The following is a 24,060-nucleotide window of genomic DNA, read 5'->3' on the forward strand; positions in this document are numbered from 1 at the left end:
GATGCTAGCGCTGCGGCTGAGGCCAGCGCGCGTCGAGCGCCAGATTGGTCGCGAGCACGTTGACGCGCGGCTCGCCGAGCACGCCGAAGGTCGAGCCCTCGGTGTTGGCGGCGATCACTGCCAGCACCTCGGCCGGCTGGGCCTTGCGGGCGGCGGCGATGCGCGCGACCTGCCGGGCCGCATAGGCCGGCGAGATGTGGGGATCGAGCCCCGAGGCGGAGGCAGTGACCGCGTCGACCGGGATCGGCCCAGCCGCCTCGGCCCGCAAGGTCTCGGCTTCGACCTTGATACGGGCTGCGAGATCCTCGTTCAGCGGGCCGAGATTCGAGCCCGAGGACGAGGACGCATCGTAGCCGTCCTTGCCGGCGGCGGAGGGGCGGGGACGTAGATAGGCCTCGCCCTTGAAGTTCTGGCCGATCCATTGCGAGCCGACGACCACGCCGTTCGCGTTGCGGACCAGCGAGCCGCCGGCCTGGGCCGGGAACAGCGCCTGGGCGAGGCCGGTCACGCCAAGCGGATAGGCGAGACCGAGCAGCAGGGAGAAGAAGACCATCGAGACGATGGCAGGGCGCAAATGGGAAGTCATGACCTTTGTCCTTTCCCGCAGCTCAGGCGAGCCCGAGCGCTGAAACGAGCATATCGATCAGCTTGATACCGACGAAGGGAGCGATCAGCCCGCCGATGCCGTAGAGGGTGAGGTTGCGCGAAAGCAGCTTGGCCGCGCCAATCGCCCGGTAGCGCACGCCGCGCAGCGCCAGCGGGATCAGTGCGACGATGACCAGCGCGTTGAAGATCACCGCCGAGAGGATTGCGCTCTGCGGGCTCGACAGGCCCATGACGTTGAGCGCCCCCAGAGCCGGCAGCGAGACGACGAACAGGGCCGGGATGATGGCGAAGTACTTCGCCACGTCATTGGCGATCGAGAAGGTGGTGAGCGCACCGCGGGTGATCAGCAGCTGCTTGCCGACCTCGACGATCTCCAGGACCTTGGTCGGGTCGCTGTCGAGGTCGACCATGTTGCCGGCTTCACGCGCAGCTTGGGCGCCGGTCTGCATGGCGACGCCGACATCGGCCTGGGCGAGCGCCGGGGCGTCGTTGGCGCCGTCGCCGCACATGGCGACGAGGCGGCCCTTGGCCTGCTCGGCGCGGATGATGCGCAGCTTATCCTCGGGCGTCGCCTCGGCAAGGAAGTCGTCGACGCCGGCCTCCGAGGCGATCGCTGCGGCGGTGACCGGGTTATCGCCGGTGATCATCACCGTGCGAACGCCCATGCGGCGCAGATCGGCGAAGCGTTCCTTGACGCCCGGCTTCACCACATCCTTGAGGTGAATGATGCCGGCGAGCGCGCCGTTTTCGCTGACCGCGAGCGGCGTGCCGCCCGAGCGGGCGATGGCGTCGACCGCCTGGCGCAGTTCCGCCGGAACCTGCGCTTCGCTGAGGTCGAGCGTCCTGATCACGGCATCGACGGCACCCTTGCGCCAGGACATCTTGCCAGCGTCCTTGCCGTCATAGTCGAGGCCGGACTGACGGGTCATGGCGCTGAACGGGATGGCGTTTGCCCCGCTCGGAATCTCGGCGGTGACGCCGAGGCCGCGGGCGAGATCGACGATCGACCGACCTTCCGGCGTCTCGTCGGCGAGCGAGGCCATCAGGGCGGCGCGCAGGGCCGCTTCCGGGCGCATGCCGGGAGCGGGAATGACCTCGACGGCCATGCGGTTGCCGAAGGTGATGGTGCCGGTCTTGTCGAGCAATAGCGTGTCGACGTCGCCGGCGGCCTCGACGGCGCGGCCAGAGGTGGCGAGCACATTGACCTTCAAGAGCCGGTCCATGCCGGCGATGCCGACGGCGCTGAGCAGGCCGCCGATCGTGGTCGGGATCAACGTGACGAAGAGGGCGCCGAGCACCATCGGGTCGAGCGAGACGCCCGAGAAGGCGCCGAGCCCGGTCAGCGTCACCACTGCGATCAGGAAGACTAGGGTGAGGCCGGCGAGCAGCACGGCGAGCGCCAGCTCGTTAGGCGTCTTGCGACGGTCGGCGCCCTCGACCATCGCGATCATCCGATCGAGGAAGGAGGAGCCCGGACGCGAGGTGACCCGGACCTTGATCCAGTCGGAGACGACGGTGGTGCCGCCGGTGACGGCCGAGCGGTCGCCACCGCTCTCGCGGATGACCGGCGCGGATTCTCCGGTGATGGCGGCCTCGTTCACCGAGGCGACACCCTCGACGATCTCGCCATCGGCTGGGATGACGTCGCCGGCCTCGACCAGGACGATGTCGTCCGGCGCGAGCTCGTGCGCCGGCGTCGGGATGATAGCATTGCGCGAGGCGTCGATGATCAGCTTGGCCTTGGTCGTGACGCGGGTGGCGCGCAGCGAATCCGCCGCGGCCTTGCCGCGCCCCTCGGCGATCGCCTCGGCGAAGTTGGCGAAGAGCACGGTGAGCCAGAGCCAGACGGCGATCTGGATGGCGAAGCCCGCGGGCTGGCCGCCGGTGATGGCGACCGCGGCCGAGACCGTGGCCAGCATGGCCACAACCTCGGTGGCGAGGATCACCGGATTGCCGGCGAGCGCGCGCGGGTCGAGCTTGGTAAAGGCGCTCTTCAGGGCCGTCATGATGACGGCTTGGTTGAAGGCACCGGATCTGGCGAGAGATACACTCATGAATGCGTTCTTTCGTTGGCTCAGCGAGCGGCCGCAAGCACCTGGAAGTGCTCGACGATCGGCCCGAGCGCGAGCGCGGGGAAGAATTGCAGGCCGCCTAGGATCAGGATGATTCCGATGAGCAGACCGACGAAGAGCGGGCTGTCGCTCGGCAGCGTGCCGGCGGTCGGCTTGAGCTTCGGCTTGGCGGCGATGGCGCCCGCCAGGGCGATCACCGGGACCATGTAGGCGAAGCGACCAAGCAGCATCGCGATGCCGAGCGTGGTGTTCCACCACGGCGCGTTGGCGGTCAGTCCGGCATAAGCCGAACCGTTGTTCCCTGTAGCCGACGAATACGCGTAGAGTATCTCGGTGAGGCCGCGCGGTCCCTTGTTCAGCAGGCCTTCCAGCGCGACCGGCAGCACGGCAGCGATGGCCGAGAAGCCGAGAATGGCGAGCGGCAGGATCAACACCGCCAGCATGGCGAACTTGATCTCGCGCGCCTCGACCTTCTTGCCGAGGTATTCGGGCGTGCGCCCCACCATAAGCCCGGCGACGAAGACCGAGAGCAGCGCCATCACCACCATGCCGTAGAGGCCGGAGCCGGCACCGCCGGGCACGATTTCGCCGAGCTGCATCAGGAACATGGCGACGCCGCCGCCGAGCGGCATGTAGGACGCGTGCATCGAATTCACCGAGCCGTTCGCGGTGCCCGTGGTCTGGGCAGCCCACACGGCCGAGGCGGCTGCGCCGAAGCGCACTTCCTTGCCTTCCATATTGGCGGGCGCGTCGGTGATGCCCGCTGCAACCATGGCAGGCTGCGGCGTCAGCGTCTCGGCGGCATAGATCGCTGCGGCGCCGAGGCTGAGAAGGATCACCATCGCCGAGATCAGCGCTCGCGCCTCCTTGCGGGCGCCGGCGACACGCCCGAAGGCAACGACGGTGGCGAAGGCGATCGCATTCAGCGAGACGACCTCGATCAGATTGGTCAGCGGCGTCGGATTCTCGAACGGATGCGCCGAGTTGACGTTGAACAGACCGCCGCCATTGGTGCCCCATTGCTTGATCGCCTCCTGGCTGGCGACTGGGAAGAGCGCGATGATCTGGTCGGCGCCATCGAGCGTCTTGGCCGTGACGTTGGCGAGCAAGCTTTGCGGTACGCCGGCGGCGACCAGTGCCAGCGCGGTAATGATCGAGACCGGCAGCAGCACGTAGAGCGTGCTGCGGGTCAGATCGACCCAGAAGTTGCCGAGCGTTTCGCCACGATCGGCGGCAAAGGCGCGCGCCATGGCCGCCGCCACCGACAGACCGACCGCGCCCGAGACGAAGTTCTGTACGGTGAGGCCCAGCATCTGGCTGAGGCTGCTGACCGTCGTCTCGCCGCCATAGGACTGCCAGTTCGTATTGGTGACGAAGCTGACGGCCGTGTTGAAGGCTAGATGCGGCGACAGACCGTCGAAGCCCTGCGGGTTCAACGGCAACTGCCCCTGCAGCCGCAGGAGCGCATAGAGCAGCACGAAGCCGGCCGCGCTGAAGGCGAGCACCGCCCCGGCATAGCCGAGCCAGCCTTGGCCCTTGCCTCGATCGATGCCGAGCGCCGAATAGAGCCCGGCCTCGACCGGGCGTAGCACGGGGTCGAACCAGGTTCGTTCGCCCGCCCAGACGCGCGCCATGTAGATGCCGAGTGGCCAGCCCACGGCCACAGTCAACGCGATCGTAAAGACGATCTCGGCCCAGCCCCGCCATTCCATGCGAGGTCTCCTTTGTTCTCGAAGTTCAGAAGCGGTCGGGGCGCAGCAGCGCGGCGACCATGTAGACCGCGAGCCCGAGGGCCGCGGCGGCGTAGAGGATGGTGAGCGCCATGGTCGTCAGACCTTGCGCAGCAGCGCCGCATAGAGGCCGAAAAGCGCAAAGGCTCCGGTCCCAAGCGCGAAGAAAAAGATGTCGGCCATATCGGTCTCCAGCCTGTGTTTCAGACCGGAGATGTGGGGGCGGGCCGGGTAAGCGTTCGAGCGGGAAGGGCCGTGAAGGGCATAAGGGCGGCGTAAAGATCAGGATCCTTCCAAGGGAAGATCGAGATCGAGTTCGCCATAGCCCATGCCGTCGAGGAGCCTTCGCGTGCGGCGCAGGATGTCGTTCGGCGCACCAGGGACGGGATGGTCGAGCACAAGTGCGGCCAGAAGGTCCGGCGGCAAGTCAGAGGTGATCCCACCTAGGGACGCGCCTCGGGCATCGAACACTGTCGCAACGGCTTGATCATGTCTGAAGTTGCAGCGCCAGATCTCCCGGCGGCGATCGCGGCTCCGGATATCGATCGAACTGATCGAGAGCGGTTCCTCGGACAACGACCGACGGTGGAGCGAAACCTCGGCGAGGCGCTCTATGCCGTAGAGCAGGAAACGCGAGTGATACCCGATCGGATCGGCGCCCGGCGACGTCTGATCGATCCAGCTCTGATGCGCACGCTGAGGGTCCACGATACTGAGCAGGAGCATGCCGTCGTGCAGGCGCTGCGCCGCGATCAGTCGCTCATGGGCCCGGTAGGCCCGTTGCCCGGCCGCGATCGTCATGGGTTTCAGCAGGAGGGGAAAGCCGCGGCGAAAGATATACTCCCTGCTGAACTTGAGTTCGCCGGGCTGGTCGGGCAGTGGCGCCAACAGGCCGTCCGGTGTCGCAGGCCAGGTGCCCGCCTGGAATTGCGGCTCCGCCACGCTCTCGCGTAGATGTTCCGGCAACTCGGCGGGGAAGGGAGAGGGCTCCCAGATCGACGCGATCTTGAGCGCCTGGACTGTTCGTTCCTCCCGCTCGCGGAATTCGGCGCAGACCGCCTTGACGTCACGATCGAGGAGCTGCCGCTCCTCGGCGAGCCAGTGCGCCCAGATGGCGTCCCTTGCCTCGAGACCGTCTATGATTGTGCTGGCCGTTTGGGGCCGCCCGGCCAACAGCAAGGCCACGACGCATGCAGACACCTTTTCTCGATTGCTCTCCAATCGACTGCTCAGCCCTTCCAGAGTGGTGATGGATCCGACATCGGCGAACACATCATGAAGCAGCGCATCTTGCAGCAATGGCATGAAGTGGCTTGCCGTAACGTCCCAGAGCGATCCATGGATCGGTTCCAGGCACCCGGTGGAAACCGGACATCCGTAGAGCGGTTGGAGGTACGGCCAGATCCGGAAGCGAGTCCGTTCCCCTGTGCGATCGAACAGTGCGCCGCGCAAAATGTGGCGAACGGGCCGGATCAAGAGGTGCCGACCGACAAGGACGAGGTCTTCCCGTTCGGCCAGGAGGCCTTTCAGGTAGCGCTTGATGTCCGCCGGGCGCGTTCCTGGTTCAGCTGGACCGCACCTTGCGCCCGCCGCCTCGATATACTGCCTGGCATGGTCGATCGCTTTGCCCGCGCCCTGCCACTTGCCTGATCCCTCATCGAGCACCATGCCCTGCGTCAGCCTAGCCAAGGCCGCCGCGACGCAAAGGCCGACTATGGCTTCGTCCTTATCGCTCGCCCAACGCAGACTGACACGATGTGAGAATGGCTTGCCGGTCTCGGGCGCCTCGATGTCGCTGACGGCGTCGGGGCCGCCGTGGACATCGATCTCGCAGCCGGATTGCTGGTGCCGCAGCATCGCCGGCAGGAAGCCACTATGGTCGGCAAGACGACCGTCTCCATATCGAATCCTGACGGGGAAACCGAGGCGCTTCAACTCGGCGTTGATGTTCCCGACAGCTGGCAAGGCCGCATCGAAAAGCACATGCGCTTCACTCGCCACGGCGGGCCCTTCGTCAGTGTCCGCCACAACCATAACGGGAACGCGGCGCAATGCACGGCTTCGAACGAGCTTGACCGCAGTCGTGCCGATCTGGTTTCGGAGATGAAAGCTGCGAAAGCGCCGGAAGGCCGCCCTTGCCGGTCAGCTCGACGCTTCGAGCCCCGCCGTGGTGATGAAGGCCGAAATGGCGAGGCCGGCCCAGAAGAGGTCGTTGAGAATACCCTGCAGGGGCACGCCCCCCATGGTCACGGTTGAAAGACCGCCGGCCAGGAACAGCGCCGAGACCGTAACAAGGCTGCTCATGATATCCTCCCGCATTTTTGGCTCCGAACGCGGCGAGGGTGATTCGGTTCCCTTCATTCGATCTGATGTCGAGTGATTTGTGTTGATGGAACTCTCGTATGACCTCACGTTCCGTGATGTGTTGTGGCTCCAAAGGAACATCACGGTGAGGGGTTCGTCCGCCTGGCGCCTGCCATTGGTTATGTCCCGATAGGCCAGATCGGCTCGCCGACGTGAAGAAGGCCGATCAGGAATAGCATGACCCGCGACCACTTCGGCGGCTGAATCAGGCCTGCTGGCGAGCCCATACGATCGAGGATGCCGGGCCTTGAGCTACTATCCGGATTTGGGTGGCATCAGCGCGAGCAGACGCTCGCGCACCGCATCGGAGAAGGGGCGTGACCTACGTGTCGCCTCGTCCACCAGGACGATGACCGTGACAGCATTCGCGGCACAGCGCCCAGACTGAAAGATCACCTGCTCGAGCCGAACTGAGCTGCGGCCGATTGAAGCGACGCGCATTCCGCTCTCGACCTCGCCGGGCCAGAGCAGCTCCGCCCGGAAATCCACCTCCAGCCTGGCGATGACGAAGGCGGTACCGGGCTCCGCCAGAGGCTGGACGGGATCGTAGATCAGCTCGACGCGGCCGGTCTCGAACAGCGTCGAAAACACGGCATTGTTGATATGCCCCTGTCGATCCGTGTCGCCATAGCGCAGCTTGTCACGGGTCCGAAGGGGAAAATCGGCAAGGGCGATTTCGACGGACAAGGCGGCCTCCGGTCGCGGCCGGAAACTTGCCGCCGGTGATGGCGGAAGGGGTGGGATTCGAACCCACGGTAGGCTTTCACCTACGGCGGTTTTCAAGACCGCTGCCTTAAACCACTCGGCCACCCTTCCGGTGTGACCGTCATTGCCGCCGGTTGCGGCGTTTTGCAAGCGCCTCGCGGCCCTGCGCTGCCGAAAGTGCGCCATCCAGGACCGGCGTCGGCTAGAAAACCCATACTTTTCCGTGTTTTGGATGATTTTCCGATTCGGCGTGTGCGCTCGGGAGGCCGCGCTACAGGCGCCGTTGCGCCGCTGCCACGCCGGTCCAAAAAATGGCGGAGAGATGGAGACGGGTTGACAGTTGCCGCATTTCCGACACCTTTGTGCCCGCCCAAAGGGGGCAGCTGGGCTTTTGTTAACGGTGTCGCCTTCGCGCCTCACCGCCTTAACGATCCCTTAATTGAATCGGCCGAAAGCTGCCGTATCGCTGCGTTCGCGCGGCGGTGGCATTGCGTTTTTTTGGCGAACCGCAGGAATTTGGGCATGATCGGACGCGCAAGCTCTTCGGCACCGGTGGTATCCAGCGCCAATGAAGCCCGCTACGACTCCCGCTCCTGCTCGCACCTTAAGACCGTAGCTCGCCTCGGCTGCGTCATGGTGGCTGGGGTCTTTCTGGCCAACTGCGCCAATGACGGTGTCGCCCGGCGCGGCAAATCGAAGGAAATCGGCGCCTTCCCCTCGTCGAAATATGGCCCGGCCAGCGCCCGCGTGGTCGCGGATGGCGAGCCGGTTCCGAAGGGAGGCGGACGGCAATTGATCGGCCGCAGCTACACCGTCGCCGGCAAACGCTACACGCCTTACGACAAGCCCCTCGGCCATACGCTGGTCGGCACCGCCTCCTGGTATGGCGAAGCCTTCCATGGCCGCCGTACCGCCAATGGCGAGGTCTATGACCGCTACGCCATCAGCGCTGCGCATCCGACCATGCCGCTGCCAGCCTATGCCCGCGTCACCAACGTCACCAACAGCCGCTCGATCATCGTGCGCGTCAACGATCGCGGCCCGTTCCATGGCGGGCGTCTCATGGACGTGTCCCAGCGTACGGCCGACGCGCTCGCCTTCCGCCATCTCGGCACGGCGCGCGTCAAGGTCGAGTATCTCGGTCAGGCTTCGCTCGGCGGCTCCGACGACAAGATGCTCCTCGCCTCCCTGCGCACCGACGGCCAGCCCGCGTCGATCCCGGGACAGAGCTCGCGTAGCCTCGTCGCCGGGAACACACAGGTCGATCTCGGCTCCGAAGTCGAAGAACAACGCCCGCAGCCGGCTCCGGTTCCCGTTCGTGCAACGCCGGTCTCGCAGCCAGTGGTTCAGGCCTATGCCGAACAGCCGCAGCGCGCCTCGCTGCAGAGCCCGATCCAGGTCACGACCGTCAGCGCGCCCGGCGACGGCGTGCCGATGCGCGGGGTGAGGCTGCCGCCCGAGCGGCCGTTCGATCTCGACACCATCGCCAATGCCGGCAAGCCGGTCCCGGTGCTGCGGCCGGCCGTCATGACCTCGGCATCGACGACGCCGCGCACCAGCGTCGCCAGCCTCTTCGCGGCCCCGGAGAGGGCGCCGACCGCGCGCTTCGCCGCCGGTCATCCGCTGGCCGCAGGCGTCAAGCCGCAGATTCTTCAGCCGCTTGCGCGGAATTGATCCGCGCCGGGCTTGACCGCCCGCACGGCGCCATCATCTGATCGAGAGATGGCGCGAGGTCGTTCGATGCTGGTGTTCGGCCGTTTTCTGGCGCGTGGCGGGCGCTCCCTCGGCGCTGTGGCGTTTCTGCTCGCTGCCATTCCCGGCGCTGGCGCTCAGAGCTTCCAGTCCGCCGCACCGCACGCCGTCCTGCTCGATTCGGGCAGCGGCGCCATTCTCTACGAGAAGGCCGCCGACGAGCTGATGGTTCCGGCGAGCCTTGCCAAGATCGCGACGGCGCTCGTCGCCTTCCAGGAAATAGAGCAGGGCAAGATGACCCTCGACACCGAGATCACGATCTCGGAGAACGCCTGGCGCAAGGGCGGGGGTGTCTCGGGCGGCTCGACCATGTTCGCTTTGGTCAACAGCCGGGTGAAGCTCGGCGACATCCTGCAAGGGCTGATCGTGCAATCCGGCAACGACGCCGCGATCGCGCTTGCCGAGGCGGTCGCCGGCGACGAGGCGAATTTCGCGAGATTGATGACGGAGCGGGTGCGGGCGCTCGGCCTGAGCAAATCGGTGTTCCGCAACGCCTCGGGAATGGCCGACCCCGAACAGAAGGTCACCGCCCGCGAGCTCGCACGGCTTTCGGACCACATCATCAAGACCTATCCGGAGCTCTACAAGATCTTCGGCCAGCGCGAATTCACCTGGAACAAGATACGGCAACAGAACCGCAACCCGCTGCTCGCGATGGATATCGGTGCCGACGGGCTCAAGACCGGCAATGTCGACGATTCCGGCTACGGCCTGGTCGGCTCGGCCGTGCAGAAGGACCAGCGCCTGATCGTCGTCGTCGCCGGCTTGAAGAATGCACGCGACCGGGCGAGCGAGGGGCGCAAGCTGCTGGAATGGGGCTTCCGATCCTTCGAGCAGCGCCAGGTCTTCGCGGCGGGCGAAACCGTCGGCGAGGCCAGCGTCTATGGCGGTGAGAAGGGCAGGGTGGCGCTGAAAGCCAAAGGTCCGGTCAACCTGCTGGTGCCACGGGGCAGCAGCGAGCGGCTCAATGCCCGCATCGTCTATCGCGGGCCATTGCAGGCACCGGTGGAGGAGGGCGCCCAGGTCGCGCGGCTGCTGGTGACGCGCGGCGAGGTCAAGACGCTCGACATCCCGCTCTACACGGCCGAAGCGGTCAAGGTCGGCAGTCTGCAGCAGCGCGCGCTCGATGCCCTCTTCGAGGTTTCGACCGGCTGGATCCGCAAGGCGCTGGGGCGGAGCTGAGCGCGGGGATGGCAGAGCAGGATCCCAAGGCAGCCGAGACGGACGCCGGGCACTTTATCACCCTGGAAGGCGGCGAGGGCGCCGGAAAGTCGACGCTGGCAAAGGCGCTCGCAGCCCGGCTAGAGGCTCTCGGCCTCGTCGTCGAGCTGACGCGCGAACCCGGTGGCTCGCCGAAGGCCGAGCGGATCCGCAACGCGCTGCTCACCGGACAGATCAAGCCCTATGGCGCCTTCGCCGAGGCGCTGATGTTCTCCGCGGCCCGCATCGACCATGTCGACCGGCGCATCGGGCCCGCCTTGGAACGCGGCGCCTGGGTGATCTGCGACCGCTTCATCGACTCGACGCGGGTCTACCAGGGCGCCCTGGGCGAGATCGGGGCCGAGAAGCTTGCAGCACTGGAGACGATCGCCATTGCAGGGCTGAAGCCGGAACTGACCTTCATCCTCGATCTCGCTCCCGAGATCGGGCTGGCCCGGGCGGCGAGCCGTCGACAACCGGGCGAAACGGTCGATCGGTTCGAGGGCGAGACCCTCGCCTTCCATCGCCAGCTGCGCCAGGCCTTCCTCGATATCGCCGCGGCCGAACCCGACCGCTGCGTCGTGCTCGATGCCGGCCTTACCCCCGACCAGCTGGCCGAGCAGGCTTGGCGGGCTCTGGCCAGCCGGCTGCCGCTGCCGCAGATTGCGCCGGCATGATCGAATCGACCAACGAGCCCGACCGCCTGCCGAACGCGCCGCATCCGCGCGAAACGCTGGCGCTGATCGGACACGAGCATCAGGAGCAAGCCTTTCTCGCCGCCCTGCGTTCCGGGCGGCTGCACCATGCCTGGCTGCTCGGCGGCCCGGAAGGAATCGGCAAGGCGAGCTTTGCCTATCGCGTGGCGCGTTTCCTTCTGGCGGAGGGCGACCCGATGCAGCGGGCCCGCGCCACGAGCGATCTTTCCATGCCGGCCGAGGACGCCGCGACGCGCAAGATCATGGCGCAGTCGCACCCGGACCTGCATCTGCTGCGCCGGATCTCGAAGCCTGACGGCAAGAGCTTCACCAGCAACATCCCGGTCGATCTGGTCCGCCGGGTGCTCGAACGCTTCGGCTCCAGCGCCGGGGAGGGCGGCTGGCGCGTCTGCATTGTCGATTCCAGCGAGGAGCTCGACCGCTCGGCGGGCAACGCCCTGCTCAAGCTGCTCGAAGAGCCGCCGGCCCGCACGCTCTTCCTGATCGTCGCGCATGCGCCGGGCCGCATCCTGCCGACGATCCGCTCGCGCTGCCGGCTGCTCGGCTTCGAGCCCCTCTCCGAGGGCGACGTCGCCGAGGCCGGCCGGATCGCGCTCGAGCGGATGGGCCTGCCCTATGACGACTCTGCCCTGCAGCGCGCCGCAGCGCTCTCCGAGGGCTCGGTGAAGCGGGCTCTAAGCTATGTCGATCCGGCGACGCTTGCACTGGTCGAAGCGGTGAGGGCGCGGCTCGACGCTCTGCCCGGCGTCGACCTCCCGGCCCTGCTGGCGCTCGGCGAGGAAGTCGCGGGCAAGGCCGGCGAGGCCGAGTTCGCGGTGATGCTCGAGACCGTGCAGGGCTGGCTCAGCGGCCACCTGCACGCGCATGCCGCCGCCGGCCCGGCCCGGCTTGCGCCCCTCGCGGAGGTATGGGAGAGACTTGCGCGCGCGGCCCGGGAGGTGGAAACCTACAATCTCGACCGCCGCCCCCTCGTCATGTCGCTGTTTCACGATCTGTCGGAGGCGGTAGCGCGGTCGCGCGCAGCCTGAAACGAGACAGCACCGGACAGATGATGGCCTCGGCCCCGACATTCTATATTTCGACGGCGATTTCCTATCCCAACGGCGCGCCGCATATCGGCCACGCCTATGAGGTGGTGGCAGCCGACGCGATCGCGCGTTTCAAGCGGCTCGACGGCTACGACGTCTTCTTCCAGACTGGCACCGACGACCACGGGCTGAAGATCTTCCAGGCCGCCGCGAAGCAGGGCATCACCGCCCGCGAGCTCGTCGACCGGACGGCGCCGCGCTTCCAGGCGATGGCCGACACTCTCAACTGCGCCTATGACCGCTTCATCCGCACGGTCGATGCCGACCACCTGCCGTCGACGCTCGAACTGTGGCGCCGGATGGAAGCGAACGGCGACATCTATCTCGACCGCTATGCCGGTTGGTACTCCGTGCGTGACGAAGCCTATTACGGCGAGGAAGAGACTCATCTCAACGCCGATGGCGTCCGCATCGGCCCGCAGGGCACGCCGGTCGAATGGACCGAGGAGGAGAGCTATTTCTTCAGGCTCTCTGCCTATCAGGACCGGCTGCTCGCCCATTACGAGGCCGACCCGTCCTTCATCGGCCCCGACACCCGCCGCAACGAGGTGGTGAGCTTCGTCAAGGGCGGGCTGCAGGATCTGTCGATCAGCCGCACCACTTTCGACTGGGGCCTGCCGGTGCCCGGCGACCCGAAGCATGTGATGTATGTCTGGGTCGACGCGCTCAACAATTACGTCACGGGCTGCGGCTTCCCCGACGAGAACGATCCGCGCTGGCGCTTCTGGCCGGCCGATGTCCACGTCATCGGCAAGGACATCATCCGTTTCCACGCGGTCTACTGGCCGGCCTTCCTGATGTCGGCCGGGCTGCCCCTGCCCAAGCGCGTCTTCGGCCATGGCTTCCTGCTCTCCAAGGGCGAGAAGATGTCGAAGTCGCTCGGCAACGTCGTCGACCCGTTCGACCTCGCCAAGGCCTATGGCGTCGACCAGTTGCGCTACTTCTTCCTGCGCGAGGTCTCCTTCGGCCAGGACGGCAACTACAGCCACGAGGCGATCGTCGGGCGCATCAATGCGGACCTTGCCAATGATCTCGGCAATCTGGCGCAGCGCTCGCTGTCGATGATCGCCAAGAATTGCGAGGGCAGGGTGCCGGCGCAGGGCGCACTGAACGAGGCCGACCGGGCGATGCTGGCGCAGGTCGACGGGCTGGTCGCCAAGGCGCGCACCGCCATAGACGAGTTCGCATTGCACACGGTGCTGGCCGATATCTGGGCCGTGGTCGCCGAGGCGAACCGCTATTTCGCCAACAACGAGCCGTGGAAGCTCTCCAAGAGCGATCCGGCGCGGCGCGATACCGTGCTCTATGTCACGATCGAGGCCCTGCGGCAGGTCGCGATCCTGACCCAGCCGATCATGCCGGAGGCGATGGCCAAGCTGCTCGATCTGCTGGCGGTCGACGCTGGCGCGCGCGACTTCGCGGTGCTGGGCGAGGCCGGCCGGCTCGTTGCGGGCACGGCCTTGCCGGCGCCGAGCGCGGTCTTCCCGCGCTATGTCGAGCCCGAGGAGGCTGCGGCCTCCTGATGCTGATCGATACGCATTGCCATCTCGATTTCCCCGACTTCGCCGAGGATATCGAGGCCTATGTCGCGCGGGCGGAAGACGCGGGCGTCGGCCGCATGGTGACGATCTCGACGCGGGTCGCGCGCTTTGCGACCTATGCCGCGCTGGCCGAGCGTTTCCCTTCCGTCTGGTGCACCGTCGGCACGCACCCGCATGGCGCCCATGAGGAGCTCGACGTCACGGCCGCGCAACTGGTCGAGCTGTCGCGCCATCCGCGCTGCGTCGCCATCGGCGAAGCCGGGCTCGACTACCACTACGACAAGAGCCCGCGCGAGGCGCAGGCTCAGGGATTGCTGACCCATATCGATGCGGCGCGGCAGACCCAGCTGCCGCTCGTCATCCATTCGCGCGAGGCGGATGAGGACATGGCGGCGATCCTGCGCGCGGAAATGGGGAAGGGCGCCTTCCCTGCCATTCTGCACTGCTTCACCGCCGGCGAGATGCTGGCGCGGACCGGCGTCGAGCTCGGCCTCTATGTCTCGTTCTCCGGCATCCTGACCTTCAAGACCTCCGAGGCGCTGCGGGCCATCGCCCGCGAGGTCCCGCTGGAGCGCCTTCTGGTCGAGACCGATGCGCCCTACCTTGCTCCGACGCCTTATCGCGGCAAGCGTAACGAACCCTCCTATGTCGTTGAAACAGCGAAGGTTCTGGCCGAGGTGAAGGGCGTGTCCTTCGACGAGATCGCGCGCGTCACCTCGCAGAATGCGCGTCGCTGCTACTGGAAGATGGATCACGCCACGCGCCCGGCGCAGGTCGGCTGAGCCGGGTCGGTGTCCGCATGAGCCTGAAGGTCACGATCCTCGGCTGCGGTTCCTCCGGCGGCGTGCCCAGGCCGGGTTCCGGTTGGGGCGCCTGCGACCCCGGCAATCCAAAGAACCGCCGCCGGCGCTGCTCGGTGCTGGTCGAGCGCGAAGGCGCCGATGGCACGACGAGCGTGCTGGTCGACACCACGCCGGATCTGCGTGAGCAATTGATCGGCGCGGATGTGAAGCGACTCGATGCGGTGCTGTTCAGCCATGACCACGCCGACCATACCCATGGCATCGACGATCTCCGGGCGCTGGTCCTGCACATGCGCAAGCGCATTCCGGTCCATGCCGACGCCGTGACCGGCGCGACGCTCCGGTCACGCTTCAGCTATCTGTTCGAGACGCCGCCCGGCAGCCTCTATCCGCCGATCCTCGATCTGTGTCCGCTGGCGGCCGGCGAGCTTCACGCGGTCGACGGACCAGGCGGCACGATCGAGACCTTGCCGTTCCGGCTTGAGCACGGCCCGGGCTACGACGCGCTCGGCTTCCGCTTCGGCGGCATCGGCTATGCTCCGGATGTCAGCGCGATCCCGCCGGAAGCCCAGGCGGCCATGACAGGGCTCGACCTGCTGATCCTCGACTGCCTGCGCGAGGCACCGCATCCCAGCCATTTCAATCTCGAGCAGGCGCTCGACGCGATCGCACTGCTGAAGCCGCACCGGACCGTGCTGACCAACCTGCATGTCGATCTCGATTATGCGGCTCTTTCCAAACGTTTGCCGCGAAATGTCGAACCAGCCTATGACGGGATGGTGCTGGCGGCCTGACGCGCCGTGAGCCTGCGACCGGAGTCAGGCGCATCTCCGGCTATCAATTTAAGTTCCATAATATGTCTTATGCGAATCGTAGATAGGCAGGCCCCCGCTCAAGAATGCTCCGCCTTTGTCGTGTAGCCCGATTGGCCGTCGTTTAGCCCATATAATCGCGCGATGTAGCCCGATTGAACGTCGCACGGATTTTGATGCGTGCTTAGCGAGGCGGCAATGGCGGTGCTAGGCACGGTGATCATTGGCAGATTGGGGTCCACCGGTCGCCTCACATGGCGTGGCAGGCCTCAGTTCGCGATTGCGCCAACCTGCACAGTGCAAATGGCCTCTAGACCGGCGGCCGACGCGAAGCGTTGTGACATGCGATCGCGAACCTGACCTCGGCAACAGCGCCGCTGCATGGTTTGTTTCGCGACCGCTTCTCCGAATACGGCCTAGCCCAATCCTGGCTACCTACGGGCGCTGATTTTCACGCAAATTCATTCGGTACGCCAGGACGGGAAGCAATACCTTGATAAGGGCGGCCGAGTCTCTCTCCCGGAGCCGCGCGGGCTTCTCGCTCGCGAGGCTTATCCGTAGCCGCCACCCCAGCTACCTAAACCGCTACCGAGGATACCTCTTGAACAACTCGTGTTTCCTTATTTTCGAAATTCCGGAATCATGAATTTGGACTCCTATCCTTCACAACCGGCGAGCAACCCGCGAAGATACAAGCATACCGCCAGGCGCTCCCATGGTTTTTGGCATTGCGAGTTCGACCAACATGGACGCGGAAGCATTTCGAACGGCGCGACGGGACCTTGGTCTGACAGAGATCGGGTTTGGAAATGCGTTCGGAGTTTCGAGGCGAACAGTGCAGAACTGGTCCAGGAAGGGACCGCCTCCTTACATCGCAGAGCTGCTGCAACTGGCCCTTCTCATGCGCATAGTTGGGCCGGGACGCTCAGACGCCGTGCCATCAGTGGCCCCTGCCCTTGACGCTCTTTTGACCTCGGCTGTTGCTGCAGGCTGGAATAAGGCCGCCGTGCTTGCGGCAGTCGACACATGGGCGGCGGGCCAGAAATGAGCGGTGGTCGTTAACCATAATGGATGATGAGCATCATCGTTAAAGTTTTAGGGATTGAAAGCGCACAATGTGCGCTTCTATAATGTATGCATCGTCAACGGCCCGACGCCCCGGCTGGCAGCTCAGACTCGAAATAGCGAGCGTCCGATCCCACTAGCCAAATGACGAGCCCCCTCGCTCGGCTGGCCGATTAAAGCCTGTGCCGATCTTCTCGCCGTTCTTCAAAAGCCTGCGTACAAGTCCTTTCAATGGAGGCGTGCATGCTCGCTCAGCGCCGTGTTGGTCGCTCGAAACGACGGTCTTTGATTCTCTCGCTCCAACGTAGAACGAGCGGCGACCGCCATGGTCGCGACCTTGTCGTTCTGCGCGAGATGAACAGAAGGAGGGTGCCTATGATCGCACCGTCCGCCGATCTCATTGATGATGACTTCGACGAGCTCGACTGCAGCGCCGAGGTTCTGTTGCAGCTGGCGAACCAGCTCTGATCGTAGATTCTTGTGCGGAATTGCGCTCGTTTTGCGCGCCGCCTAGCTGCCCCGCCTTCGCCTTGAACCAAACGAGCGCCGGTCCGCGCGCCCGGAGGAATCGTCATGTCTCGAACGATGTCCAAGCCCCCCTCTCCTGCCCCCTCAATCGCGGCCCGCCCTGATCTGCTGGCCAGGGCCTATCTCGACATCCTGGCGCGTGAGGAAGGCGCCATGGTGAAACCGATGCTGCGCAGCAATCAGGTCGATGCCATCGAGCATCTCTTGGATGATCTGGATGGTGGAAGCACAGACAATAACCGGCTCGTGCTACGTCCTGATCTTGCTGCCGTCGCTGTCTTGGTGGCGAGAGCAATCGAGGCCGAACCAGGGCTGGCTCGACGGCTGCGCCGCGAAGCCCCCATCGTCATCCTGGCAACGCACGGACCGGACACTGTCCAGATGACTGAGGACATCGTCACGCGTTGTGCGCTGGCGCCGAATGCGCGGGTGTTAGGACCTCAGAGCAACCTGCAATCATCCCATCGAGACGGTGCCGTTCTGCTCGTGGCCCACCCATTACGTGATCGGCACCGGCGCCAACGATCCGCAGAAGATGGACCCGAAGGCGAGCCGTGAGACGCTCGACCACTCGATCATGTACATCTTCGCCGTCGCGCTGGAGGACGGCGGCTGGCATCATGAACGCTCCTATGCGCCCGAGCGAGCCAATCGACCCGAAACGGTCGCGCTCTGGCACAAGATCTCGACGGTCGAGGATTCCGAGTGGACGCGGCGCTATCACAGCCACGACCCCAAGGAGAAAGCCTTCGGCGGCCGCGTCGTCGTCGCGCTTCAGGATGGTTCGACAATCACCGACGAGCTCGCCATCGCCGATGCCCACCCGCTCGGCGCCCGCCCCTTCGCCCGAGCCCAGTACATCGAGAAGTTCCGCACGCTGGCCGAAGGCATCGTCTCGGCAGCCGAACAGGAGCGCTTCCTCGGCGCGGTCGCCCGGCTGGAGCGGCTCAAGGCGGATGATCTCGCGAGCCTGAACTTCGCGGTCGACCCCGGCCTGCTCGGCACGCGCACCACCGGCATCTTCGATTGGAACGGCGGCAATGGCGAGGCCCGCTCCGGGCTTTCCGTCGTGGCCTGACGAGGGAGGACATCATGAGCCAGGAGAGCATCGCGCCGAAGCCGGCCCCGAAGAAGTCCGTGGCCCTGTCCGGCGTCGTCGCCGGCAACACCCCCTGTGCACCGTCGGGCGGACCGGCAACGACCTGCACTATCGCGGATACGACATCCTCGATGTCGCCGAGACCTGCGAGTTCGAGGAGATCGCCCATCTCCTCGTTCACGGAGCGCTGCCGACGACGGCCGAGCTTTCAGCCTACAAGGTCAAGTTCCGCTCCCTGCGCGGCCTGCCGGCTGCGGTGCGGGCCACTCTGGAAGCCATCCCGGCCGCGGCCCATCCGATGGACGTGATGCGCTCGGGCGTCTCGGCTCTCGGCTGCGTCCTGCCCGAAGCACACGACCATAACCATCCCGGCGCGCGCGACATCGCCGACCGGCTGATGGCCTCGCTCGGCTCTATGCTGCTCTATTGGCACCACTTCGCTCAGAACGGCCGCCGCATCGAAGTGGAGACCGATGACGACAGCATCGGCGGTCATTTCCTGCACCTGCTGCACGGCAAGCGGCCAAGCGCGGAGCATGTGCGGGCGATGCATACCTCGCTCGTCCTCTATGCCGAGCACGAGTTCAACGCCTCGACCTTCACCGCCCGTTCGATCGCCGGAACCGGCTCCGACGTTTATTCGGCGATCACCGGCGCGATCGGCGCATCGCCCGAGCCTCCGGCCTGCCTCTGCTGGTCGATGGCGATACCGGCTATGGCGAGGCCCTCAACGTCATGCACATGGTCCGCGTCTTCGAGGAGGCAGGCGCCGGGGCCGTCCATATCGAAGACCAACTCCTGCCGAAGAAATGCGGCCATCTGAACGACAAGAAGCTGGCCGATGCCCATGACATGGCGGCCAAGGTCGCCGCGGCGGCCAGGGCCCGCCGGCACCTCTATCTCATCGCCCGGACCGACGCGGCGGCGAGCGAAGGCATGGACGGCGCGGTCGCGCGCGCCAAGCTCTTCGTCGAGGCCGGCGCGGACGCCATCTTCCCGGAGGCGTTGACGACTGCCGAGATGTTCCGGGAATTCGCGCGCCGCATGCCCGGTGTGCCGCTCCTCGCCAACATGACCGAGTTCGGCCGCACGCCCTTCTTCACCGCCGACGAATTCGAAGCGATGGGCTATCGCATGGTGATCTGGCCGGTCTCCTCGCTGCGCGTCGCCAACAAGGCCCAGCAGCGCCTCTACGCGGCCATTGCGCGTGATGGCGGGACCCATGCCATGGTCGAGCACATGCAGACCCGCGCGGAGCTCTACCAGACGATCGGTCTTGCCGACTACGAGACGCTCGACGCCTCGATCGTTGCGACGATCGTCCCGGAGGGCATGCCGCAGCGCGAGCGCAAGGCGTCGTGACCTCTGAGGTCGTAGGCGTCGCGGGAGGTTCGTCGGCTTGATCTAGGCCGATATCCGACGCGCGGTTGCGAGAAAGCCGGCGATGAAATCGATCGCCTCGTCGCCAGTTCTCAAGCCCAGATGGATGCTTTTCTGGATTCCGGCCCCGCCGATACGGACGGGACGGACGCCCAGCACCTCCTCCTGCTGGCGCAACAGCCAGTTCGGGATCGCGCTGACCCCGCGCCCCGCCGCCACGAGCTGAAGCATCATCTCGGTGGTCTCCACATTCCGGTGGTGACGCGGGCCGCGATTGGCGGGCACGAGGAACTGCGTGAAGATGTCGAGCCGCTCGGGTGGCACCGGGTAGGTGAAGAGCGTTTCTTCCAGCAGGTCTGCCGGCTCCGCATGGCCCGTGGCGGCCAGCGGATGATCGGCCGGGACGGCTAGGACCAGTTCATAGGCGAACACCGGCAGATAATGGATGCCCGGCGCCTCGAGCGGGTCCGGCGTGATCAGGATGTCGATCTCATATCCCGTCAGGGCGGCCACACCCCCGAAGGCGAATGATGTCGTCAGGTCCAGGTCCACATTGGGCCATGCCATGAGATAGGGCTTTGTCACGCCCATCAGCCATTGATGGCAGGGATGACACTCCATGCCGATCTTGAGCGACCCGCGCTGGCCATCGCGATAGTCCGACAGCGCCTCCTCGGCCCTCTCGATCTGGGGCAGGACGCGTTGAGCCAGGGTCACGATCGAGCGCCCGGCTTCGGTGAGGCGAACCTTGCGCCCGTCCTTCTCCCACATCCCCACGCCATAGCGTTCCTCCAGCTTGCGGATCGTGTGGCTGAGCGCGGATTGGGTGACGTTCAGCCGCTCCGCCGCGGCCGTCAGGCTGCCCATTCGGTCCACCTCACGCAGGATCGAGAGATGTTGCCTGTCCAGCATGGTTTTGCCCGCCCGCTTACCCGGACCTCACCACGAACGATGACGTCTGCTCATTGATTCATGAAGCAATACCATTTTTTGTCACCGATCGCATCCGCTATAACGAACGACATGTTTCGCCTGAGACGTCGCCACGGCTGCTGACGGAGATGCCCCGAAGAAAACTGGGGCATCCCGGATAGGCAGGCGGTCATCTAGGCATCGTCTTAGAAATCGGGGTGCCGGATCATGCAGAGTCAAGTTTTCACGTTCAGCATCAAGGCGATCCGCTTCGACGAGAACTATCAGCCGTCGGAGAATACGCGCGCCACGACCAATTTCGCCAATCTGGCCAGGGGCAACAACCGTCGCGAGAACCTGCGCAATGCGCTGAAGATGATCGACAGCCGGTTCAACAGCCTGGCGCATTGGGACAACCCGAACGCGGACCGTTACTCCGTCGAAGTCGAGATCATTTCCGTCGAGATGAACGTCGGCGAGGGCGACGTCAGCGGTGCGTTTCCGCTTATCGAGATCCTGAAGACCAACATCATTGACCGTACGACGAACGAGGTGACCGAAGGCATCGTCGGAAACAACTTCTCGTCCTATGTCCGGGATTACGATTTCAGCGTGCTCCTGCCAGAGTACAACAAGAACCGAACCGAGTTCAGAACGCCGGATAAATTCGGCGAGCTACACGGCAACCTGTTCAAGCTGTTCCTGAATTCAAAAGCCTACAGGGATCATTTCAGCAAGCCGCCCGTCATCTGCCTTAGCGCGTCCAGCAGCAAGACCTATCAGAGGACGGACAATCATCACCCCATCCTCGGCGTCGAGTACGTTCAGAACGAGTTTTCTCCGACGGACGAGTATTTCAGGAAGATGGGCTTGAAGGTTCGCTTCTTCATGCCGCCGAACAGCGTCGCGCCGTTCGCCTTCTATTTCATGGGCGACATTCTCCGGGACTATACCAATCTGGAACTCATCAGCATCATCGCCACGATGGAGACGTTCCAGAAGATCTACCGTCCCGAGATCTACAACGCCAATGCCGTCGCCGGGACGTGCTACCAGCCGAGCCTAAAGAACCAGGACTATTCGCTGACCCGGATCGTGTACGATCGCGAGGAGCGCGGCCGGCTAGCCGTCGAGCAAGGAAAGTTCGCCGAGGAAAAATTCATATCGCCCTACAGGACCATGCTCGAACAGTGGTCCGCCAACTACGCTTCCTGACGAACCGAAGAGAATAAGGCTGCCGATCATGAAGACACTGTTGCCCACCTCGACCGCCGGCAGCTTGCCGAAGCCGTCCTGGCTTGCAGAGCCCGAGAAGCTCTGGTCGCCCTGGAAGCTTCAGGATGAGGAATTGGTCGAGGGCAAGCGGGATGCGCTGCTCCTGTCCCTGGAAGCTCAATCGCAGTCCGGCATCGACATCGTCAGCGATGGCGAGCAGACGCGCCAGCATTTCGTCACGACGTTCATCGAGAACCTCGACGGCGTCGATTTCGAGAAGCGCGAGACCGTCAGAATTCGCAATCGCTATGACGCGAGCGTGCCGACGGTTGTCGGCGCAGTGTCTCGCCCGAAGCCCGTTTTCGTCAACGACGCCAAGTTTCTGCGCCAGCAGACCAAGCAGCCTATCAAATGGGCCCTGCCCGGCCCCATGACGATGATCGATACGCTCTTCGACGCGCACTACAAGAGCCGCGAAAAACTGGCTTGGGAGTTCGCCAAGATCCTCAATGAGGAAGCCAGAGAACTGGAGGCTGCCGGGGTCGACATCATCCAGTTCGACGAGCCCTCGTTCAACGTCTTCTTCGACGAGGTGAACGACTGGGGCATCGCCACGCTGGAGAAGGCGGCAGAAGGCCTCAAATGCGAGACCGCCGTGCACATCTGCTACGGCTACGGCATCAAGGCCAATACGGACTGGAAGAAGACCCTCGGTTCGGAGTGGAGGCAATACGAGGAGACGTTCCCGAAGCTTCAGAAATCCAGCATCGATATCGTCTCTCTCGAATGTCAGAACTCCCACGTTCCGATGGAGCTTATCGAGCTGCTCCGGGGCAAGAAGGTCATGGTCGGGGCTATTGACGTCGCAAGCGATACCATCGAGACGCCCGAGCAAGTCGCCGGCACGCTCAGAAAAGCGCTCAAGTTTGTCGATGCCGACAAGCTCTATCCTTGCACCAACTGCGGCATGGCACCTCTGTCTCGTAGCGTAGCCAGAGGCAAGCTGCGCGCGCTGGGGGCAGGTGCCAAAATCGTTCGAGAAGAACTCGGCGCGGCCTAGCGCAAGCGAACTTGCCGAAACGTTGGCGACCTGATCACCAACGGGACTGCCAACGGATTCAACATGGTGCCCTCGCGCTTGCCGGACAACCGCGCCGATCTCGTCGGGATCCGCGGGCCGATCTTTCCAGGCGGAGGGTGCCGCAATCTGATGCGAGCAAGGGATGGTGTGCGACCGCTTCGGCTGTGCTCGCCCAGAGCTTTGTTGAGAGGCTGGATATGGGGATGATGGACCACCGCTTCGACATCGTGGACAAAGCCGCATTTCGCAACGGCATGTCTCGCCTCGGCTCGGCGGTCAACGTCGTCACCGCCATGTCTGGCGGTAAGCGCTACGGTTTCACCGCCTCGTCGGTTTGCAGTGTCAGCGACAGCCCGGCAACGCTACTCTTCTGCATCAATCGCGCGAGCTCGTGTTTCCACGCCTTTGAGAACGCGCGCCATTTCTGCGTCAACACGTTGATGCCGGGCCAGGAGGATATCTCCAACGTCTTTGGCGGAAAGAATCCGTGGGAGGACCGATTTGAGCTTGGCGAATGGCGGGACGGCCTCACCGGCGTCCCGGTCCTGGCCAACGCCTCGGTCAGCTTCGAATGCGAGCTCTCCAATGCCGTGGACGAGGCAACCCATCGCGTCCTGTTCGGTCGCGTCATCGACATTCGCGAGCACGACGAACAGGCGACGCTGCTCTACTGCATGCGTCGCTATCTCAACGGCTAACCATCAAGGCGGCTCACGCTCAAGGAAGGCGAAGGGTTGGCCTGCTGCCGGCTCTGTGGACAGGCGGTACCCGCCCTTCACCCTCACCGACCGCGTCAGCCTTGTTCTCGACGGGCGCAATAGCCTCGAGGAGCGGATTGCCAAACACCTTGCAAGCATAGGGGTCCGCGTCATCGGCGGTCCGGCCGAGCGATTTCGATTGGAGGCGAACGGCTTGAGCCTGTGCTGCGCTGCTGGACGGCTTTGCTTCGAAGCGGTCTATCCCGCACTCGGATCACGCATCCATTCTGAGCTTGCGACAGGCTTAGGAGCCGATGTCACCAAAGAAGGCTGCATCAAGGTGGATAGCCGCCACGACGATCCGAAACGACCTTGCTCTGGTCCGTCAGAAACTTCGCTAGGTATGTCGCCGCCACTCGATTTCCTGATCCGACACCCCTGCCAACGCTGATGACGCTATCAGTCAGCATCGAACCAAGGAGCCCCGGTCTTAGGCACTACATTTTGGCGACCGACGCGGGTCAATGCGATACGACGGCGAAAGCGAGTGCCATCGCTGCAATAAGACCGCCATAAGCGAGCCAGATCGGGTATCGGCTCAAAAGCCAGATCCTGTATAAATTCCAGTGTGAGATGACGCTTGTCATTGTGATCTCCGAAGTCCTGTTAGCGGGGAATTTTCAGTATTCCCGA

Annotated in this window: 18 protein-coding genes, 1 tRNA gene and 3 pseudogenes; 14 read left to right on the forward strand and 8 right to left on the reverse strand. The window is 64.7% G+C overall.

Annotation, left to right across the window (positions count from 1 at the left end; translation table 11 throughout):
• Positions 1–4: 4 nt before the first annotated feature.
• From kdpC to DK26_RS05530, 7 genes are all read right to left on the reverse strand, one after another.
• Complete coding sequence (gene kdpC, locus DK26_RS05505) at positions 5–586, reverse strand: potassium-transporting ATPase subunit KdpC (RefSeq protein WP_066469195.1); 582 nt, start codon at positions 584–586, stop codon at positions 5–7.
• 22 nt (positions 587–608) lie between these two features.
• Positions 609–2,660 carry a potassium-transporting ATPase subunit KdpB gene (kdpB, locus tag DK26_RS05510; protein WP_066469197.1) on the reverse strand — a complete coding sequence of 684 codons (2,052 nt, stop codon included), beginning with the start codon at positions 2,658–2,660 and terminating at the stop codon, positions 609–611.
• A gap of 20 nt (positions 2,661–2,680) precedes the next feature.
• Positions 2,681–4,390: a potassium-transporting ATPase subunit KdpA gene (gene kdpA, locus DK26_RS05515; RefSeq protein ID WP_066469198.1), complete on the reverse strand. Its 1,710-nt coding sequence runs from the start codon at positions 4,388–4,390 to the stop codon at positions 2,681–2,683.
• A 300-nt stretch (positions 4,391–4,690) separates the two neighbouring features.
• Entirely contained in the window at positions 4,691–6,409 is a 1,719-nt protein-coding gene (locus DK26_RS05520; RefSeq protein ID WP_157089525.1) for a hypothetical protein, read from the reverse strand.
• A gap of 141 nt (positions 6,410–6,550) precedes the next feature.
• Positions 6,551–6,712, reverse strand: coding sequence for a hypothetical protein (locus DK26_RS28880; protein ID WP_157089526.1), 162 nt, complete (start codon positions 6,710–6,712; stop codon positions 6,551–6,553).
• Between the two features lie 315 nt (positions 6,713–7,027).
• Positions 7,028–7,459, reverse strand: coding sequence for a thioesterase family protein (locus DK26_RS05525; protein ID WP_066469207.1), 432 nt, complete (start codon positions 7,457–7,459; stop codon positions 7,028–7,030).
• A gap of 39 nt (positions 7,460–7,498) precedes the next feature.
• Positions 7,499–7,588: transfer RNA gene (locus tag DK26_RS05530), tRNA-Ser, on the reverse strand.
• A 411-nt stretch (positions 7,589–7,999) separates the two neighbouring features.
• Here DK26_RS05530 and DK26_RS29820 point away from each other — a divergent pair.
• The 11 genes and pseudogenes from DK26_RS29820 to DK26_RS05580 all read left to right on the forward strand — a co-directional run.
• Positions 8,000–9,151 carry a septal ring lytic transglycosylase RlpA family protein gene (locus tag DK26_RS29820; RefSeq protein WP_083532983.1) on the forward strand — a complete coding sequence of 384 codons (1,152 nt, stop codon included), beginning with the start codon at positions 8,000–8,002 and terminating at the stop codon, positions 9,149–9,151.
• A gap of 48 nt (positions 9,152–9,199) precedes the next feature.
• Positions 9,200–10,411: a D-alanyl-D-alanine carboxypeptidase family protein gene (locus DK26_RS05540; protein ID WP_157089527.1), complete on the forward strand. Its 1,212-nt coding sequence runs from the start codon at positions 9,200–9,202 to the stop codon at positions 10,409–10,411.
• A gap of 8 nt (positions 10,412–10,419) precedes the next feature.
• The gene (tmk, locus tag DK26_RS05545; RefSeq protein WP_066469212.1) at positions 10,420–11,106 is read left to right on the forward strand and encodes a dTMP kinase; all 687 of its coding nucleotides are present in this window, start codon (positions 10,420–10,422) and stop codon (positions 11,104–11,106) included.
• Positions 11,103–12,173, forward strand: coding sequence for a DNA polymerase III subunit delta' (locus DK26_RS05550; protein ID WP_066469213.1), 1,071 nt, complete (start codon positions 11,103–11,105; stop codon positions 12,171–12,173). Before tmk ends, DK26_RS05550 begins: the two co-directional genes overlap by 4 nt.
• Positions 12,174–12,193: 20 nt before the next feature.
• Positions 12,194–13,756 carry a methionine--tRNA ligase gene (gene metG, locus DK26_RS05555; RefSeq protein ID WP_184231667.1) on the forward strand — a complete coding sequence of 521 codons (1,563 nt, stop codon included), beginning with the start codon at positions 12,194–12,196 and terminating at the stop codon, positions 13,754–13,756.
• Positions 13,756–14,556 carry a TatD family hydrolase gene (locus DK26_RS05560; protein ID WP_066469214.1) on the forward strand — a complete coding sequence of 267 codons (801 nt, stop codon included), beginning with the start codon at positions 13,756–13,758 and terminating at the stop codon, positions 14,554–14,556. Before metG ends, DK26_RS05560 begins: the two co-directional genes overlap by 1 nt.
• A 17-nt stretch (positions 14,557–14,573) precedes the next feature.
• Complete coding sequence (locus DK26_RS05565; RefSeq protein ID WP_066469215.1) at positions 14,574–15,371, forward strand: MBL fold metallo-hydrolase; 798 nt, start codon at positions 14,574–14,576, stop codon at positions 15,369–15,371.
• Positions 15,372–17,027: 1,656 nt separating this feature from the next.
• A complete protein-coding gene (locus DK26_RS28885; RefSeq protein WP_157089528.1) occupies positions 17,028–17,540 on the forward strand; it encodes a hypothetical protein in 513 nt (170 codons plus the stop codon).
• Positions 17,476–18,060 (forward strand): annotated as a pseudogene (locus DK26_RS05570) (MmgE/PrpD family protein); the annotation flags it as partial. The gene DK26_RS28885 and the pseudogene DK26_RS05570, both read left to right, overlap by 65 nt.
• Before the next feature lie 14 nt (positions 18,061–18,074).
• A pseudogene (locus DK26_RS05575) lies at positions 18,075–18,748 on the forward strand (citrate/2-methylcitrate synthase); the annotation flags it as partial.
• Positions 18,742–19,443: pseudogene (locus tag DK26_RS05580) on the forward strand (isocitrate lyase/phosphoenolpyruvate mutase family protein); the annotation flags it as partial. The pseudogenes DK26_RS05575 and DK26_RS05580, both read left to right, overlap by 7 nt.
• Before the next feature lie 42 nt (positions 19,444–19,485).
• On the opposite strand, the gene DK26_RS05585 reads toward DK26_RS05580, so the two are convergent.
• Complete coding sequence (locus DK26_RS05585) at positions 19,486–20,373, reverse strand: LysR family transcriptional regulator (protein ID WP_066469220.1); 888 nt, start codon at positions 20,371–20,373, stop codon at positions 19,486–19,488.
• A 228-nt stretch (positions 20,374–20,601) separates the two neighbouring features.
• Here DK26_RS05585 and DK26_RS05590 point away from each other — a divergent pair, with 228 nt between their 5' ends.
• The 3 genes from DK26_RS05590 (at position 20,602) to DK26_RS05600 (ending at position 23,367) form a co-directional block, all read left to right on the forward strand.
• Positions 20,602–21,588 (forward strand): DUF1852 domain-containing protein, encoded by a 987-nt coding sequence (locus DK26_RS05590; RefSeq protein ID WP_066469222.1) that lies wholly within the window; start codon positions 20,602–20,604, stop codon positions 21,586–21,588.
• 28 nt (positions 21,589–21,616) lie between these two features.
• Positions 21,617–22,648: a methionine synthase gene (locus tag DK26_RS05595; protein ID WP_066469224.1), complete on the forward strand. Its 1,032-nt coding sequence runs from the start codon at positions 21,617–21,619 to the stop codon at positions 22,646–22,648.
• Between the two features lie 224 nt (positions 22,649–22,872).
• Positions 22,873–23,367: a flavin reductase gene (locus tag DK26_RS05600; RefSeq protein ID WP_184231666.1), complete on the forward strand. Its 495-nt coding sequence runs from the start codon at positions 22,873–22,875 to the stop codon at positions 23,365–23,367.
• Positions 23,368–24,060: the final 693 nt, after the last annotated feature.

It is taken from the genome of Allobosea sp. WAO (genome assembly GCF_001509835.1).
GTDB lineage: Bacteria > Pseudomonadota > Alphaproteobacteria > Rhizobiales > Beijerinckiaceae > Allobosea.